This window comes from Azoarcus taiwanensis (assembly GCF_012910885.1).
GTDB lineage: Bacteria > Pseudomonadota > Gammaproteobacteria > Burkholderiales > Rhodocyclaceae > Azoarcus_F > Azoarcus_F taiwanensis.
Window position 1 is genome coordinate 1 of sequence record NZ_WTVM01000087.1, and the last position, 16,910, is coordinate 16,910.

Annotated in this window: 12 protein-coding genes; 6 read left to right on the forward strand and 6 right to left on the reverse strand. The window is 64.7% G+C overall.

Features of this window, described 5'->3' with window-relative positions; genetic code table 11:
• Window positions 1-30 precede the first annotated feature (30 nt).
• Window positions 31-585 carry a flavodoxin family protein gene (locus GPA21_RS13595; protein ID WP_168988687.1) on the forward strand — a complete coding sequence of 185 codons (555 nt, stop codon included), beginning with the start codon at window positions 31-33 and terminating at the stop codon, window positions 583-585.
• Here GPA21_RS13595 and GPA21_RS13600 read toward each other — a convergent pair.
• Together GPA21_RS13600 and GPA21_RS13605 are read right to left on the reverse strand one after the other, a co-directional pair.
• Window positions 575-1,675 (reverse strand): hypothetical protein, encoded by a 1,101-nt coding sequence (locus tag GPA21_RS13600; protein WP_168988688.1) that lies wholly within the window; start codon window positions 1,673-1,675, stop codon window positions 575-577. The two genes, GPA21_RS13595 and GPA21_RS13600, sit on opposite strands and share 11 nt — an antisense overlap.
• 77 nt (window positions 1,676-1,752) lie before the next feature.
• Window positions 1,753-2,532 (reverse strand): SDR family oxidoreductase, encoded by a 780-nt coding sequence (locus tag GPA21_RS13605; RefSeq protein WP_168988689.1) that lies wholly within the window; start codon window positions 2,530-2,532, stop codon window positions 1,753-1,755.
• A 232-nt stretch (window positions 2,533-2,764) separates the two neighbouring features.
• Between GPA21_RS13605 and GPA21_RS13610 the strand changes: the two genes are divergently transcribed.
• On the forward strand, window positions 2,765-3,106 hold the full coding sequence (locus GPA21_RS13610) for an Hpt domain-containing protein (RefSeq protein WP_168988690.1): 342 nt from the start codon (window positions 2,765-2,767) through the stop codon (window positions 3,104-3,106).
• 7 nt (window positions 3,107-3,113) lie between these two features.
• Here the strand turns inward: GPA21_RS13610 and GPA21_RS13615 are convergent, their stop codons facing one another.
• The 3 genes from GPA21_RS13615 to GPA21_RS13625 are packed head-to-tail and all read right to left on the reverse strand — an operon-like array spanning window position 3,114 to window position 8,419.
• Window positions 3,114-5,231, reverse strand: coding sequence for a putative bifunctional diguanylate cyclase/phosphodiesterase (locus GPA21_RS13615; protein WP_168988691.1), 2,118 nt, complete (start codon window positions 5,229-5,231; stop codon window positions 3,114-3,116).
• Window positions 5,221-7,287: a hybrid sensor histidine kinase/response regulator gene (locus GPA21_RS13620; protein ID WP_168988692.1), complete on the reverse strand. Its 2,067-nt coding sequence runs from the start codon at window positions 7,285-7,287 to the stop codon at window positions 5,221-5,223. The genes GPA21_RS13615 and GPA21_RS13620 overlap by 11 nt, the downstream gene beginning before the upstream one ends.
• 13 nt (window positions 7,288-7,300) lie before the next feature.
• Entirely contained in the window at window positions 7,301-8,419 is a 1,119-nt protein-coding gene (locus tag GPA21_RS13625; protein ID WP_168988693.1) for an FIST signal transduction protein, read from the reverse strand.
• 220 nt (window positions 8,420-8,639) lie between these two features.
• Here GPA21_RS13625 and acsA point away from each other — a divergent pair, with 220 nt between their 5' ends.
• The 4 genes from acsA to GPA21_RS13645 are packed head-to-tail and all read left to right on the forward strand — an operon-like array spanning window position 8,640 to window position 13,885.
• A complete protein-coding gene (gene acsA, locus GPA21_RS13630; protein ID WP_168988694.1) occupies window positions 8,640-10,394 on the forward strand; it encodes an acetate--CoA ligase in 1,755 nt (584 codons plus the stop codon).
• Complete coding sequence (gene pdhA, locus GPA21_RS21000; RefSeq protein WP_168988695.1) at window positions 10,391-12,409, forward strand: pyruvate dehydrogenase (acetyl-transferring) E1 component subunit alpha; 2,019 nt, start codon at window positions 10,391-10,393, stop codon at window positions 12,407-12,409. The genes acsA and pdhA overlap by 4 nt, the downstream gene beginning before the upstream one ends.
• 4 nt (window positions 12,410-12,413) lie before the next feature.
• On the forward strand, window positions 12,414-13,640 hold the full coding sequence (locus GPA21_RS13640; RefSeq protein WP_168988696.1) for a dihydrolipoamide acetyltransferase family protein: 1,227 nt from the start codon (window positions 12,414-12,416) through the stop codon (window positions 13,638-13,640).
• Complete coding sequence (locus GPA21_RS13645; RefSeq protein WP_168988697.1) at window positions 13,628-13,885, forward strand: acyl carrier protein; 258 nt, start codon at window positions 13,628-13,630, stop codon at window positions 13,883-13,885. The genes GPA21_RS13640 and GPA21_RS13645 overlap by 13 nt, the downstream gene beginning before the upstream one ends.
• On the opposite strand, the gene GPA21_RS13650 is transcribed toward GPA21_RS13645, so the two are convergent.
• The coding region (locus GPA21_RS13650; protein WP_211163595.1) for an efflux RND transporter permease subunit at window positions 13,873-16,910 on the reverse strand (3,038 nt) is incomplete at its 5' end. The two genes, GPA21_RS13645 and GPA21_RS13650, sit on opposite strands and share 13 nt — an antisense overlap.

Below are 16,910 nucleotides of genomic sequence, written 5' to 3' on the forward strand. Positions count from 1 at the left end.
ACCCCAACCCCAACAGATAGGAGTAACACGATGGCAAAGACCGTAGTCGTTTTCCATTCCGGATACGGACACACCAAACGCATGGCCGAAGCAGTGGCCGAGGGCGCCGGCGCCGAGCTGGTCGCCATCGATGCCGACGGCAACATCGCGGACGCCGCATGGGAGAGCCTGGCCTCCGCCGACGCGATCATCATGGGTTCGCCAACCTACATGGGCACCGTGAGCTGGCAGTTCAAGCGCTTCGCCGACGCGTCAAGCAAGCAGTGGTTCGCGCAGAACTGGAAGGACAAGGTTTTTGCCGGCTTCACCAACAGTGCGACGATGAACGGCGACAAGCTGTCAACACTGCACTACCTGTTCACGCTGGCGATGCAGCACAGTGGCATCTGGGTCGGCACCGGTATGATGCCGAGCAACACCAAGGCGGCGACCCGCAACGACCCGAACTACGTCGGTTCCTTTGCTGGTGCAATGGCGCAGACGCCGTCGGACGCCGGCGTCGATGAGATGCTGCCCGGTGACCTCGAGACCGCGCGCCAGTTCGGTGCCCGGGTTGCCGAGGTGGCGGTCCGTCTCAAGGGCTGATCGGCGAGGCTGGCGCGGGGCGTTTGCCGCCGTGCGCCAGCCGCCCCGCCGCGAACGCCATGCGGGCACAGGCGCCGAGCACCAGGCCCAGCGGCCGCAACAGCAGGCTCGCGATATACAGGAGCGGCAGGAGTAGCAGCAACCAGCCGCCGAACTGCACCAGTCCGATCGGCAGGTTCAGCCGCTCGGCGAGCCATGCCAGCCCGGAGTTGATCAGGCTGGGGTGGCGAATCATCAGGTAGCCTGCCGCCAGCGGCGCGCCTATGCGCAGCAGCCGGCTCGCCACTGCGCTCTGCTTGAGCATCACCGGCGCCAGCGCGACCGAGCGCGTCGCGAAGCCCGCCTGTCGGGTGGCGACTGCGCCGCCTCGGGTTGCTTTCACCAGCTTGAAAACCCCCACCCCGATCGCGACATCGATGCCGGCGTGACCAATGTCGCGTGCGCGGATAGGCTCACCCAGGCGTGCCCGGGTTTCCAGGGCCCGAATCCCGCCCAGGAAGAAGGTGTTGATGCTTTCGAGGAAGCGTTCGGACTGCAGCCAGGCAACGCTCCCATCCGGGCGCGTGACGAACTGGCCGATGAAGCTGTGACCTTCCGCACGGATGAAGGCCACGGCGTACCAGCCGCGCTCCAGCGCCGGTGGCATCGGTTCGCTGTCGACAGGATCGTCGCCACCAATCAGGGCGCGAAGGCGCTCGGCAAGCTCACCGGCCTGTTTCATCACGGCGACGGTGCGCACCTCGTTCTGCATGAAGAAGTGGATCGGGGGTATCGAGGTGGCGCCGTACTCGCGCAGCACCGTGCGAAAGTCGGGCTCGTCGCCGAAAGCGAGCATGACCTCCGGCGCCATGCTCGGATGGCGCTGCAGTGCCGCCTGGGCCTGGAGCAACAGCAGCGGGTCGTCGGCATAGTCCACAAGCAGCGCGCGCAGCTCGAGCGGCTGTGCCGCCAGTGTGCGCGCATCGGTCGGGATGATGCGTTCGAGCTGGAGCTGGATCATACGATCCTCGAGCGATACCGGCCGCCACAAAATGGCGAAAGCTGCCGCGATCAGCAGCGACAGGGTGGCGATGATCCGAGATTGCGTCATGGTGAGGCGACTCCGTCCGTCCGGCCGGCACAATCCGGCAGGTTTGGGACTTTCGGATTGGCTCGGGGTTCGGCGGTTCAGATGCCCGAGGTAACGCCACCGTCCACGTCGATGGTGGCGCCGTGGATGTAGCTCGCTTCGTCGGAGCACAGAAAGCGAACGACGCGGGCGATTTCCTGCGGCTGGCCGTAGCGTGCCAGTCCCTGCTGCTTGAGCATCTCGGTTTCCGCCTCCGCCATGCCGATGCCGCGCTCGGCCGCCAGTGCCTCGATGCGACGGGTCAGGCGGTCGGTGGCGGTGGGGCCCGGGCACACGGTGTTGATGCGCATGCCGGTGCCGCGGGCACGATCGGCAAGCGCCTTGGTGAAGTTGATCAGCGCCGAGTTGACCGGTCCGCCAATGGTGAACTCGGCGGTCGGGGTGTGTGCGCCAATGCCCGCTATGTTGACGATGCTCCCCCGGCTCATTTCCAGATGTGGCCACGCGGCGCGACAAAAGCGCACCGTGGCGTGGTACTTGAGCGCGAAACCGTCGAGCATGTCCTCGTCCGGCAGCGACAGAAAGTCACCCCGCTTGGTTGCGCCGGCGTTGTTCACCAGCGCATCCAGCCGGCCGAAGCGGGCAAGCGTCTGTTCCACTACGCGAGCGGGTTGATCCCTGTCACGCAGGTCTGCGGAGATGCTCAGCGGCTCGGGGGCGCCGAGCGCGCGCACTTCGTCGGCGGTTCGCCCCAGCGCGATGCTATTTCGTGCCGCGAGCACGCAGGCGTAACCATGACGCGCGAATTCCAGGGCGATGGCGTGGCCGATTCCACGACTGGCACCGGTGACGATGACGACAGGGGAGTTGTTATGCATGATCTTGCTGGTCCTGGTCGATGCTGGGTTGAGCGCTTCAGCGTAAACGATTGCGCGACGGCCGGGAATCGTTCGCACGCATCCCCCGTCGCCCCCGCTTGGGCGGGTATCGATTTTCCTGCCGTTCTTCGGGCCTGGCTGCGAACTCCACGGTATCATTGGATTGCAGGTATTCCATCCATGACCGGTGCTTCCCGTTCAGATGACAGACCACAGTCAGGAATTCTCTCCGTTGATCGACGTCTCGGTCCTCGATGAATTGCGTGAGGTGCTGGGAGAGGAGCTCGGCGAGATCGTGGGCCATTTCGTTGTTCAGTTGGACGAACAGGTCAATTCGGTGCGCGATGCGCTGGCGGTGGCTGATCGCCAGCGGATCATAGAGAGTGCGCATTCGTTGAAGGGAGGTGCTGCTAATTTCGGCGCCAATCGCTTGTCCTCGATCGCCGCAGCGATCGAGCGGGCGGCGCGGGACGAAGATCTGTCGCGGGCCGCCTCGGCCCACGCCGCGCTGGCACAGACCAAACGGGACACTGTGGGGCGGTTAGTAGAACTGGGCTACTGCAAGCCCCACTGAGAGAGGCTCAGCCGCCTCCGGGACGGTGAAAGCCTCCCATCAGACCCTCCAGTTGGTTCGCGAGCATCGGCTCGCCGATCAGGTAACCCTGAATTTCGCTGACGCCGAGCGCTTCGACGAAATCGCATTGACGCTGTGTTTCGATACCCTCGGCGATTGTCGTAGCGTCGATCGTCTGGGCGATGACCGTGATTGCGCGGACGATGGCTCGATCCGCCTGCGCATCGGTGATCCGCGCGACGAAGCTGCGATCGATCTTGATGGTGTCCAGTGGAAAGCGCAAAAGATACTCCAGCGATGAGTGGCCGATGCCGAAGTCGTCGATTGCGATCTTGTAGCCGAGAGACCTCAGGTGCTGCAGCAGGGCAATCATGCGCTCCGGGTCTCGCATCGCGAGACTCTCGGTAATCTCCAGCTCGATCAGCTCGCTCGAAACACCTGCGGCCCGAGTCGCATCGACGATCACGTCGAGCAGGTCGGGCTCGAGAAACTGGCGTGGCGAGAGGTTGATGCCGATGCGCAGCGGTGTGCCAGCGTCGGCCCATCGTTTTGCCTGGCGGCAGGCCTCTGCGATGACCCAGGCGCCGACGTCGAGGATTTGTCCGGTCTCTTCGAGAATGGGGATGAACTCCACCGGAGAAACCAGCCCTTTCTCCGGGTGATGCCAGCGCAGAAGGGCCTCGGCGCCAACGATGCGACCCTCGCGCAGCTTCATCTGCGGCTGGTAGACAAGGTGAAACTGGTTCCTGCTCAGTGCTCGTCTTAGCTCGCGTTCAACGTCCAGCGACGAGGCACGTCGCGTGCGCTCGATCTCACTTGACGAGACCATGCGTCGCCCCTGGATTCTCGCGCGTCGCTGGGCCTCCTGGGCGAGCGAGAGCAGATCGGCGGCGTCGGTCGCGTGGTCGGAAAGCAGAGCAAGTCCGGCGCTGAAACTCACGTAGGTCTCGTCGGACTTGACGGGGAACGGATGATCGAGCGCTTCGAGGACTTGCTCGAACCGATGGGTGGCGTGTCCGGCGTTCGGCGCGCGGATCAGCACCGCGAACTCGTCCCCGCCAACCCGTGCGACCTCACCGTCATCCAGCGACGTCCGCAGTCGCTGTGCGACCTGTTTGAGCAATGCGTCGCCGGCGCCCTCGCCGAGCGCGTTGTTGAAGCGGTGAAATCGTGTCAGATCGATCCAGCCGACCAGCATGGTGCTGTGGTCGGGGGTGCGCAGTGAGGCCGCATGGTTTGCAATGAGCTGAGCGAACAGGCGGCGGTTGCCGAGTCCGGTGAGTTCGTCATGCAGCGCCAGATAATCGACAAGCGCCTGGGTACGTCGGGTGTCCGTGATGTTCTGTATTGCGCCGAACACACGATCCATGTCCCGGCCTTCGACGCCGCTCTCTCCGGTCAGGCGTACGATGCGCTCGTCACCGTTCCACTGCAGCCTGAGTTCGAGTTCGAGGCGTACGTCGGCTGCAGCGGTCGCATCAAAGGCTTTGCGAGCGCGTTCGCGATCGTCGGCATGGGTGTGAGCCAACAACCTGTCGAGTGTATCGACTGAAGCGGCGGGGCCGCCGATCAGTTCGTCGACGTCCTCCGGCCACTCGAAACTCCGGGTGATCGGATCCCAGATCCAGAAACCCAGCTGGGCGAGTCGTCGCGTCGCAGACTCGCGTAGTCGGTTGCGACGCGCTTCGCGCATTAACTCACTGCTTCGCAGCGCGAAACGGATTCGCTGGGAAATCAGTGGCCAGTTGATCGGCTTGGCCACGAAATCGGTCGCACCGGCGTCGAAGGCGTCGGAGATGGCGTCGATGTCGTCCGCACCGGTCAGCATGATGATAGGGGTGCCTTCATCCCGATCGAGGGTGCGGATGCGACGAGTTGCCTCGAAACCGTCCATCACCGGCATCATCACGTCCATCAGCACGATGTCGGGGTCCGCCTGCTGAAAGCGCTCCACGCCCTCCGCGCCATTTCGGGCATCGAGGACGCGGAAGCCCTTGGAGGTGAAGATCGCCTTGACCAGCATGCGTGTCGCCTCGTCGTCGTCGACCACGAGCAACGTACGGGGATGCAGGTCGGCGTGACCATTGGTCTGCGTCGTCGTGGCGCCGGCAATGTCATTGGTCATTGTCTGTCCGATCCTGCAGGGTGGTCGGCGTACTGCGACGCTCAATATCACGGAGTACGGCTTCCAGGGCCGAACGTTTCAGTGGCTTGGGCAGGTGGCCGTCCATGCCGGCGGCAAGACAGGCCTCCCGATCGACGGCCATTGCGTTGGCAGTGAGTGCGAAGACCGGTACAGGTCTGATGCCCGACAGTGCCTCGTACTTGCGAATGGCCCGCGTTGCGGTTAGCCCGTCCATCACCGGCATCTGCATGTCCATAAGCACGAGATCGAACTCGCGTTCCGAACGGCTGGCCACCGCGACCTGGCCGTTCTCGGCGAAGCTTGCGTTGTGGCCCATCTGGCGCAGCAAGGCCTCCATCAGACGCCTGTTGATGAGATTGTCCTCGGCAACAAGAATGTTCAGCCTGGCATGCCGGTCGCTCCGGGCTTGTCGACGGGCAGGTGTGGGGTGCGCGGTGGTCTGCACTCTTGTGTCAGGGGTCTTGACGCACTCTAGGCGCGCGGTGAACCAGAATCGACTGCCTGCGCCAGGGGCGCTTTCAAGGCCGATCTCCCCGTTCATGAGCTCGACCAAGCGACGGGAAATTGTCAGTCCGAGCCCGGTGCCGCCGTATCCGCGCACGATGGAGTTATCCGCCTGTGCGAACGCGTCGAAGATGCACAGCTGTTTCTCGGCCGGGATGCCGATGCCGGTGTCCTCGACCTCGAAGCGCAGCAGTTCATTGTCGACCTGTCGGGCGCGAAGCGTGATCGAACCTGTCGAGGTGAATTTGCAGGCGTTGCCGAGGAGGTTGAGCAGCACCTGTTTGATCCGGATCGCGTCGCCCCTGACACGGTGAGGCAGGCCTTGGTCGGTTTTGAGAGACAGCGACAAGCCTTTTTGCTCGACTGGTAGCCGCATCTGCGCGAGGGTGTCGGCCAGCAGGGCGGGTAGATCGAATTCGGTCTCGTGGAATGCGATCTGTCCTGCTTCGATCCTGGAGAAATCGAGGATGTCGTTGATGACGGTCAGCAGGTGCTCGGCGGAGTCGAGAATCATCGCGAGCTGATTTCGTGTCTCGGGTTCGCGGGTTTCGGCAAGGGCAACCTGTGCGAGGCCGATCACGCCATTCATTGGGGTGCGGATCTCGTGGCTCATGTTGGCGAGGAACGCGCTCTTGGCGTTGTTCGCCTCCTCTGCGCGGGCGCGGGCGTGGACCAGTCGGTCGACGAGTCGGTGCTGCTCGGTAGTGTCGACCATAGTGCCGATGAGCCGGGAGGCGCCTCCGCCCGGGTGACGCGCACGCTTGAGCTGCACCGAAAGGTGGCGGATCTCGCCGTCGGGTGTATTGACCTGTGCGTTGAACGCAAGGTTTTCGTTGGTGACCGTCATCAGCTGCCGCTGCAGTTCGGCGGCATTGTCATCGTCCGTGTTCAGCAGATCTGTCAGGCGTCTTCCCAGGCTGCCGGCAACCGGTCTGCCGGTGATCCGCGTCCATGCTGGATTCAGGGACTCCACCCGTCCTCCGTCGTCGAGCTGGAAGATCACCTCGCCCACAGTCTCGAACACGGTGCGCAGCTTTTGCTCGCCGAGCGTCGCCTGGGCACGCAGCGCCTCGGTTTGTTCGTGCTCGATGCACGCAGCACAGGCGGTTCTGAGTCGGTCGAAGATCGGCGAAAGGGCGGCCTTTATTTCAGGGGCGAGCGGATCTTCCGATCGAACCAGAACGCAGAAACCGCGCTCACCCAGCGGCAGAAAGTGGGCCCATCCTTCGTCACCAAGATGTACTACCTGGGCCTCTTCGGGACCCACCGAATGAAGGGCGACCGCCTCGGTCAACGGACCGTCCTCCGACAGGCGGCGGGTATCATGGCTTGGATAGCTGAAGCGGTGTGCGAGGTTCCCTGTTTCCTCATCGCGCAACCAGATATGTGCAGCGCGGCAACCCAGCAGTTTCAATGTCGGCGGGAAGAAGCGCTTGAGCATCGGCACGAGACGCAGATCCTGGCCGATGAGAAGAGCCAGTTCGTACTGCAGTGCGATGAGCGAGAGGCTCTGGTTGGAGAACGGAACCATGAAGAGAGCGGTTTCAGTACTCGGTTGCGGCGAGCACCAGCGTCTTGTTGTAAAACTCCAGGCAACGATCGCCGCCGTTGGCAATTTCACCGAGTGTCAACATGCCGAAGATCGGGCGTGGTCCGACCTCACCCTGGATCGCCTCGATTTCCTTGGCGAAATCGTCACCGAGATAAAGCACTCTGCTGATGCAATCGCTCATGATTGCCGGGCCGTAGCCCTTGGGTAATCGCGATGCACCCCTCGCTGCTGCGTGGATGAGGTTCTCCGGCTTGCCCTTGAGCAGATAGACCACGCTGTTGATCGGCACCTCGCCGACGCAGACCATGCTGGTCCCGTCTCGGGTGATCGGATCACGGACGACAATGCTGCCGTCGGGCCGCTCCATGCCGAAGGGATAGCCCTTGGCGATGTCGAAGAAGTTGGTGTTGGTGAAGTGTTTGCCGCTGTCAGCCTCGACAAACTCTTGATAGACATCGAAGGCGGGCTTGAAATCCAGGCTCGCGACGATGTTGCGCGTCCCTGAGGTGGCGACGAAGGGACCGGCGAATTTTTCCCAGCCATGCTCGACGCCGAGGACAAGGCGTAAAGGCAGGGCGGTGAGTTGCGCATAGTCGGTCAGCATGCCCTCGTTCGAGAACAGACAGGGCTTCTGGACGAAGCTGAGGCTTCCTGCGCCACCGCCAAAATAGACCGGTTCGCTGCCGAGCACGTCGAAAACGCTGTCCAGTAAGGCGCTGATGCCGCTCCCCATGCCGTCCACCAGAACCACCAGGGTGACCGGCTCCGGTTTTCCGCCGAACAATGGCTCGAGGGTCTCGAAGTAATCACTCGAAGGGTCGGACAGACCGGGTATGTTGTGAACCTCGACAGTTTCACTGAGGCCGGCGACGATGAAACCGTGTTCGCGGTTCTGGCAATCGTGGATCAACTGTGGAAACACGCCGCCAAATACCGGTACCGGGCAGGCGCGCAGCCAGGTGTCGATCTCTTCGGTCTCGCAGTCGTTGGCGTCGGCGGCGAGCAGCAACAATGAGCGGGCCCCTTCGGCCAAAGCCTCGTTGGCGATGCGGATCAAGGCTGCCGCCCCGGTTTCCGCGGTGAAATGAAGCCTGAAGTCGATGTTCGTCATACGGCGGTCGCTTTTCCGCTTGGGTGTCATGAGTCATGCAGGGCTGGTGTGGCCGTGGCATCGTGCGCAGTCTGGAGTTTAACAGGTAGAATCGCAATTGACGCCAAAAAAGCAAACCAAACGAGAAAAACGGCAAAAAGAGTAGAATGCATTGGCAGCTCAACAACCGCATCTCGTGGCGCTATACTGGTTCCGTCGATCCGAATCGAGGACGGAGACAATGGAGATCATCCGCAAAAGCGCCCCTGCTTCGAGGGCTGCGGTGCTGGGCGATTACGATGCGATTCGTGTCAGTTTCGACTGGCGTGGTGTGCGTAGCTCGCTCGACGGTCTCCCGGGGGATGGGCTCAACATTGCGCACGAGGCGCTGGACCGCCATGTCGCGGCTGGACACGGCGATCGCGTGGCAATGCGCTGGCTGGGGCGCTCGGGTGAGCGCAGGCTGATCTCCTATGCCGCGCTGAGTGCGGCGAGCGCGCGCTTCGCCAACACCTTGTCGGCGCTCGGCGTGGCGCGGGGCGATACCGTGTTCGTGCTCGCCGGCCGCATTCCCGAGCTTTACGTCGCGATCCTCGGAGCGCTGAAGCATGGCTGCGTGGTCAGCCCACTGTTTTCGGCCTTCGGCCCGGAGCCGATCGCGACCCGGATCGGCATCGGCCAGGGGCGGGTGCTGGTCACCACCACCAGTCTCTACCGGCGAAAGGTCGCCCCGGTGCGCGACGGGCTGGACTGCCTGAGTCATGTGCTGGTGGTGCGCGATGACGACGAGCCCGAGCTGCCAGCCGGCACGCTGGAACTCGGCCCGCTACTGGATGCTGCCTCCCCCGAATACGCCATTGCCGCGACTGCGCCCGAAGATCCGGCGCTGCTTCATTTCACCAGTGGAACTACTGGCAAACCCAAGGGCGCCTTGCATGTGCATGAAGCGGTCGTTGCCCATCTGGCAACTGGGCGCTTTGCGCTCGATCTCGACGCCGCCGACGTCTTCTGGTGCACCGCCGACCCGGGCTGGGTCACCGGCATGTCCTACGGCATCATCGCGCCCTTGGTCATTGGCGCGACCCTGGTCGTCGACGAGGCGGAGTTCGACGCCGAGCGCTGGTACCGGATTCTCGAGGACGAGGGCGTGAGCGTGTGGTACACCGCGCCGACCGCGATCCGCATGATGATGCGTGGCGGCACCACCGGTGCGCGGGCGCACCGCTTCGACAATCTGCGCTTCATTGCGAGCGTCGGCGAACCGCTGAACCCGCAGGCGGTGACCTGGGGCGTGGAAGCCTTCGGGCTGCCGATCCATGACAACTGGTGGCAGTCCGAGACCGGCGGCATCATGATCGCCAACTACGCGGCCATGGACATCCGCCCCGGCTCCATGGGCAAGCCCTTGCCCGGCATCGACGCGGCGATCGTGCGTCATCTTCCGGGCGGGGGCGTCGAGCCGGTGACCGAGCCCGACGTCGAGGGAGAACTCGCGCTGCGCAAGGGCTGGCCGTCGATGTTCCGCGCCTACCTGCACGAGGACGAACGCTACGCCAAGTGCTTCGTCGGCGACTGGTATCTCACCGGCGACCTGGCCCGCCGCGATGCGGACGGCTACTTCTGGTTCGTCGGCCGGGCGGATGACGTCATCAAGTCGGCCGGCCACCTGATTGGTCCCTTCGAGGTGGAGTCGGCGCTGATGGAGCATCCCGCGGTTGCCGAAGCCGGTGTGATCGGCAAGCCCGACCCCACCGTCGGCGAGGTGGTCAAGGCATTCGTTGCGCTGAAGCCGGGCTTCGAGGCCTCTGAAGCCCTGCGACGCGAACTGCTCGGTTTCGCGCGCAAGCGGCTCGGCCCCGCAGTCGCACCCAAGGAGATCGACATCCAGGCGTCGCTGCCCAAGACCCGCAGCGGCAAGATCATGCGCCGGCTGCTCAAGGCGCGCGAGCTCGGCCTGCCGGAAGGCGACACCTCGACGCTGGAGCAATCGTCATGATCACGCCCAATTTCGAACCCGGGGCGATCACCGAGGTATTCGACGCCGAGAGCGCCCGCGTCGCTCTGTGGCAGATGGTGCGCATCCGGCGTTTCGAGGAGAAGTGCGCCGAGATGTACAGCGCCGGCAAGATCCGCGGATTCCTGCACCTTTACATCGGCGAGGAGGCGATCGCCACCGGCGCGATGCCGGCCCTGCGCGACAGCGACCATGTGCTCGCCACCTATCGCGAGCACGGCCACGCGCTCGCCCGCGGGGTGCCGGCGGATGCCATCATGGCCGAGATGTACGGCAAGCAGGAGGGCTGCAGCCGTGGCCGCGGCGGCTCGATGCACTTGTTCGACATTGAGCGGCGCTTCTTTGGTGGCAATGCGATCGTGGCCGGCGCGATGCCGATGGCGGTCGGGTTCGCGCTTGCAGACCGTTTGTGCGGCAGGGACGACGTCACCGCCTGCTTTTTCGGCGAGGGCGCGATGGCCGAGGGCGAGTTCCACGAGTCGGCGAACCTCGCGACCTTGTGGAAACTGCCGGTGCTGTTTCTGTGCGAGAACAATTACTACGCGATGGGGACCGCGCTGAAACGCTCGGAGTCGCAGAATGACTTGTGCGTGAAGGCCGCGAGCTATCGCATGAAGGCGATTGCGGTCGACGGCATGGACCTGGTCGCGGTTGCCGGCGCGATGCGCGAAGCGGTCACCTACGTCCGCGAGGGTCACGGCCCGGTGTTCGTCGAGTTCCGCACCTATCGCTTCCGGCCGCATTCGATGTTCGACCCCGAGCTTTATCGCGACAAGCAGGAGGTCGAACGCTGGAAGCAACGCTGCCCGATCGTGCTGTTCGAGAAAGCGGCGGGTGAAGCCGGCCTTCTGCCGCCGGGCACGCTCGAGGCGATCGAAGCAGAGGTCGCCGCCGAGATCGACGCGGCCGTGGCTTTTGCCGAGGCTGGCAGCTGGGAGCCGGTCGAACAACTGGAGCGCGATGTCTATGCGCGCAACGAAACGATTGCACGACCGATGGCGCCGGCCGATGGCGAGCCGCGCCGCATCGCATACCGTGACGCCCTGCGCGAGGGCCTGATTGCCGCTCTCGAGCGTGACGAGCGGGTCTTTCTGCTCGGTGAGGACGTCGGCCGCTACGGCGGCACCTATGCGGTCAGCAAGGGATTGCTCGAGCGTTTCGGCGAGGCGCGGGTGCGCGATACGCCCCTGTCCGAGTCGGCCTTCACCGGTGCCGGCATCGGTGCCGCGCTGAACGGCATGCGACCGGTGGTCGAAATCATGACTGTGAACTTCAGCCTGCTCGCGCTCGACCAGATCATGAACAACGCCGCGACCCTGCGCCACATGTCAGGCGGGCAGTGCTCGGTACCGGTGGTGATACGCATGACCACCGGTGGTGGTCGTCAGCTCGCGGCGCAACATTCGCACAGCCTCGAGGGCTGGTATGCCCACATCCCCGGCCTGCGCATTGTCGCGCCGGCCACTCACGAGGACGCGCGCGGCATGCTGCTCGCAGCACTCGAAGACCCGGACCCGGTGCTGATCTTCGAGCATGCGCTGCTGCTCGGTGTGGAGGGCGAGGTGCGTGGCGAGCCGGTCGCGGTGGATATCGACCATGCGGCGACTCGCAGAGAGGGCCGCGACATCAGTCTGGTCACCTATGGCGGCATGCTGCACAAGACGCTTGCCGCGGCCGAACAACTGGCTGCCGAGGGCATAGACGCCGAGGTGCTCGACCTGCGTAGCCTGCGCCCGCTCGATGACGCCGCCATCGTTGCGACGGTGAGCAAGACGCACCGCTTGCTGGTCATCGACGAAGGCTGGAAGAGCGGCAGCCTCGCCGCCGAGATCGCGATGCGGGTGTGCGAGCAGGCCTTTTACGAACTGGACGCACCGCCGCAACGCGTGTGCAGCCGCGAGGTGCCGGTGCCCTACGCCAAACATCTCGAGGACGCGGCGATCCCGCAGGTTGCGGACATCGTCGCGGCAGTCAGGCTCATGTTCGGGAAAGGGTGATCGGATGTCCGACTTCACGATGCCCTCGCTCGGGGCCGACATGGAAGACGGCACCTTCGTCGAATGGCTGGTCGCGCCGGGCGACACCGTCAAGCGGGGTCAGGTGGTGTGTGTGGTCGAAACCCAGAAGGGGGCGGTCGAGGTCGAGATCTGGACCGACGGCGTGGTCGATGCGCTGATCGCGGAACCCGGCCATAAGATCCCGGTGGGTGGGGTGATGGCGAAGATCCTGGTGAAAGGTGAGGCACCCGCAGCGCGCGAAGGCGTCGCGGCGAAACCGGCGCCCGAGAAGCCCGGCGTACCGGAACCCGAAGCCAGGCCGTCCGCACGGACTGCAGCCCCTGCAAAAGGCGTTCAGCCGCTGCGGTCAGCGACCCGTTTGCGCATCACTCCGGCTGCACGGCGGCGTGCCGAAGCCCTGGGCGTGGATCCCACCAAAGCCTCGGCGACCGGGGGCGATGGCGCGATCACCCTGGCCGATGTCGAACGCGCGGCCGCTGTTCGTCCCACCCAGCAAGCCCCATCGAAGCCAACCGTCAAGGACGATGCCGAAGCTCGACGCAGCGCGATGCGAGACGCGATTGCCGCGGCGATGAGCCTGTCCAATCGCGAGATTCCGCATTACTACCTTGGCACTGCGATTGACGTGGCCCCCGCGCTGGCGTGGCTGGAAGCGCACAACAGCGGACTGCCGACCGCCGGGCGGGTGCTGTTCGCGGTGCTGCAGCTCCGTGCAGTCGCGCTGGCCTTGCGCGAGGTGCCCGCGCTCAACGGCTGGTACGAGAACGGCGTGTTCCGGTCTGCTGAAGCCTGTCACATCGGCGTTGCGATCGCACTGCGCGGTGGCGGCCTGGTCGCGCCCGCGCTGCGTGATGCCGACCGGCTGCCAATCGACGCGATGATGACCGCACTCGCCGACCTGCTGCGGCGTACCCGTGCCGGGCAACTGCGCAGCTCGGAACTCAGCGAGACTTCGATCACCGTGACCAACCTCGGCGATCTCGGCGTCGAGACCGTGCAGGGTGTGATCTACCCGCCGCAGGTCGCGCTCGTCGGTTTCGGTCGCATCACCGAAAAACCGTGGGCCGAAAACGGCCGCCTTTTTGCCACCCGCTGCGTGCACGCCTCGCTCGCCGCCGACCATCGGGTCACCGATGGCGCGATCGGCGCGCGCTTTCTCGCCCGTGTGGCCGACCTTCTCAGCCGACCGGAGACCCTATGGCAAGACTGAGCCGCGACGAAATCCGCAGCATTGTTATCGACTGCGTGTCCGAAATCGCCCCCGAGGCGGATTTCGATGCGTTGAAACCCGAGCGCCCTTGGCGTGAGCAGCTCGAGATCGATTCCTTCGACTTCCAGAACCTGCTCGCGGCGATCGAGACCCGCGCCGGTGTGACCGTCCCGGAGATGGATTACGCGAAGCTGGCGCTGTTCGACGAGATGCTCGACTACCTCGAGGCGCGTCAGGCTGCGTGACCGTTCGCGCGACTGCGTGCCATCGCGACCCGCCACACCAGCGGGATCGCGAACAGCGTCAGCAGTGCCGAAAAGCCGAGGCCCCAGACGATGCTGGCGGCGACCGGACCCCACATCAGCGACTTGCCGCCAAGACCGGTGGCGAGCGAGAGGAGTCCGCCGATGGTGGTCACAGTGGTGATCAGCACCGGCACCACTCGACGGCGGGCGGCGTAGATCGCCGCGTGCTGCACGCTTATCCCGGCGGCGAGTCGTTCGTTCGCGGCCGCGATCAGCACGATCGCCGCATTGACCGCGATGCCGGTCAGCGCGACAACGCCGTACAGGGTGTACAGCGAAAGCGGGTTGCCGGACACCAGCAGTCCAAGCACGACGCCGGTGAAGGCCAGCGGCACCGTGACGAGGATGATCAGCGGCTGGAAATAGCTGCGGAACTGCGCCGCCAGGATCAGGTAGATTAGGCCGACGCCGACGAGGAACAGCCGGCCCATCGAGTCCAGGCTCTCCTGGATATCGTCGAGTTCGCCGGAGAAGTCCAGCGACACGTTGGGGTAATCGGCCTGAAGCGCCGCCCAGGCCTCGCGCAACTGGCGGTTGGCCTCGACGGTGTCGATGAGGTCGCGTTCGATCTCCGCCTCGACCGTGATCGCGCGCCGAAACTGGTAGTGGCGGATGTAACCCTTCGAGATGCGGGTTTCGGCATCGACCAGCGCGTCGAGACGGGTCAGCTCACCGTTGGCAAGCCGCACCGGGTGCTGCAACACTTCGGCGATGTCGGCAAATCGGGTCGGATCTGCGCGCACCACGAGATCAACTTTCTCGCCCCTGTCGCGCGTGCTGCCTACAGTTTCGCCGTCGCCATACAGTCGCAGCAGGCGCGCGACCTCCATCGGCGACACCCCCGCTTCGGCGAGTTTCTCGCGGTTCAGCGTGAGGCGCATCTCCGCACGGCCGGCGACATCGTCGTCGGTGATGTCGCGCACGCCGGGAATGGCCGCGAGTGCGCCCAGCAGGGCGTCGGCGGCCGCACGCAGTTCGGCGTAGTCGTCGCCCAGCACCTTGACGTTGATCGGGCGCGCCGTCGGTGGGCCGCCCTTGAGCTCGAGGAAGCTGATGTTGGCGCCGCTTTCAAGCGCAGCCATCGGCTCGCGCAGCCGGTCGATCAGCACGTCGGCGTCAGGCATGTCGCCGACCTTGGGTTGCAGCGATACCACGACCTGGCCGTACTGCGTTCCGAACAGTGGCTCTGTATCCGTGAACTTGACCCCGGCGACCGCGACCGCCGAGCGAAGGTCGTGGGCGTCGAGTTCGCGGCCGATGATCTCGGCGACTCTTTCGGCCTCGGCCAGGGTCTGCGTGAGCTGGATGCCGGGTGCCATGTCGATGTGAACGAAGAACTGCCGCACCGGATCGAAGGCGAAGAAGTCGCGCTTGACGACACCGCCCCCCACCAGGCCGAGCGCGCCGAGCATGGTGATCAGCACGACGAGAAGCCCGGTTTTCGGCCGGCGCATCACCGCGACGAGTGCGCGCGCGTAACGGGTGCGGAGCCAGTGTGTCGCCCGCTGCCGCGCGCGTTGCATGCGCGAGGGGCGGCTGTAGTCCGGCCTGATCACCATGACGTGAGTCGGCAGAATCCAGAAGGCCTCGAACAGACTGATCAGCAGCGCAGTCGTGACGATGAAGGGCACGATGAACATGAACTCACCGAGAATGCCGGGCAGCAGCATCAGCGGCAGGAAAGCGGCCACCGTTGTCAGGATGGCGGAAATGACCGGTGACGCGACCTCGCGCACGCCGTTGATCGCCGCGTCGATCGGGGACTCGCCTCGGGTCATGCGGTAGTAGATCGCTTCGATGACCACCACGGCGTCGTCGACCACCATGCCAAGCGCGATGACGATGCCGAGCAGCACCGTGAGGTTGAGCGTTGAGCCGATCAGGTCCGCACCGAGGAACGCGCCTGCGAGCGAGAAGGGAATGCCCAGCGCCACCAGCAGCGCGAGCCGGGTGCCGAGAAACAGCCAGCACATCGCCAGTACGGCGACCAGGCCGATCAGCGCGTTCGATTCCATCACCGCGATCGCCTGACGGGTCGCATGGGTCTGGTCGTCCACCATCACCAGTTGCACGCCTTGCCCATGCAACAGCGGGTTGCGTTCGTCGGCGAAGCGTTTGAGTCGCTCGACCAGTTGCAGGGTATTGGTGTCCGCCTGTTTGGTGAGGGAGAGCAACACTGCCGGGTTGCCCTGGTAGCTCACCAACTGTGCGCTGCGCTCGTGACCGCGCTGCACGGTCGCGATCTCCTCCAGGGCGATGCGGCCCTGAGGGGTGATCAGCGCGGCACGGGCGAGCAAGTCCGGGTCGGCGGTCTTGCCTTCCAGGCGAAGCAGCCACTCGGCGTCACCGACTTCGATGCGGCCGCCCAGAACGTTGCGAAACCAGGCCGCGACGCCGTCGGAGACTTCGGTCGGACTGAGGCCGGCCGCGGCGACCCGAACCGGATCGAAGTCCACCTGCAACTGCGGGTCGTCGAAACCGAAGGCCTGCACGCGGTCGACCCCGTCGAGTTGCTCGAGGTCGCGTTGGATCGTCGACGCGAAGCGGCGTAGCGTTTCGCCCCCGGTGCCGTACAACACCATCTGCGCAGTCGGGAAGCCGTTCGAACTGGTGATCTCGAGGATTTGCGGTTCGGTCGCATCGGCCGGCAGTTCCGAGGAGGCCTTGTTCTGTATTTCGCGGCGCAAGTCATTGATGCGTTTGTCGAAGACCCGCTCGGAGATGCTCTCGAAGCGTACCAGGATGGACGACAGACCCTCACGCGACGAAGACGAGACGAAGCGGATGTCGCGCACCTGGGCAAGCGCGTCCTCGAGCGGGTCGGTGATCTCGCGTTCGATGTCCTCGGCTGATGCGCCGGGCAGCGAGGTCATGATGTTGACCCAGTTGAAATTGATCTCGGGATCTTGAGCGCGCGGCAGCGTCAGATAGGTCAGGATGCCCCCGACCAGTACCAGCACGAAGG

Excerpts from the sequence above, each read along its gene's own strand:
- GPA21_RS13595 (WP_168988687.1), top strand. The coding sequence starts at position 31 with ATGGCAAAGACCGTAGTCGTTTTCCATTCCGGATACGGACACACCAAA.
- GPA21_RS13600 (WP_168988688.1), bottom strand. The coding sequence starts at position 1,675 with ATGACGCAATCTCGGATCATCGCCACCCTGTCGCTGCTGATCGCGGCA.
- GPA21_RS13605 (WP_168988689.1), bottom strand. The coding sequence starts at position 2,532 with ATGCATAACAACTCCCCTGTCGTCATCGTCACCGGTGCCAGTCGTGGA.
- GPA21_RS13615 (WP_168988691.1), bottom strand. The coding sequence starts at position 5,231 with ATGACCAATGACATTGCCGGCGCCACGACGACGCAGACCAATGGTCAC.
- GPA21_RS13620 (WP_168988692.1), bottom strand. The coding sequence starts at position 7,287 with ATGGTTCCGTTCTCCAACCAGAGCCTCTCGCTCATCGCACTGCAGTAC.
- GPA21_RS13625 (WP_168988693.1), bottom strand. The coding sequence starts at position 8,419 with ATGACGAACATCGACTTCAGGCTTCATTTCACCGCGGAAACCGGGGCG.
- acsA (WP_168988694.1), top strand. The coding sequence starts at position 8,640 with ATGGAGATCATCCGCAAAAGCGCCCCTGCTTCGAGGGCTGCGGTGCTG.
- pdhA (WP_168988695.1), top strand. The coding sequence starts at position 10,391 with ATGATCACGCCCAATTTCGAACCCGGGGCGATCACCGAGGTATTCGAC.
- GPA21_RS13640 (WP_168988696.1), top strand. The coding sequence starts at position 12,414 with ATGTCCGACTTCACGATGCCCTCGCTCGGGGCCGACATGGAAGACGGC.
- GPA21_RS13645 (WP_168988697.1), top strand. The coding sequence starts at position 13,628 with ATGGCAAGACTGAGCCGCGACGAAATCCGCAGCATTGTTATCGACTGC.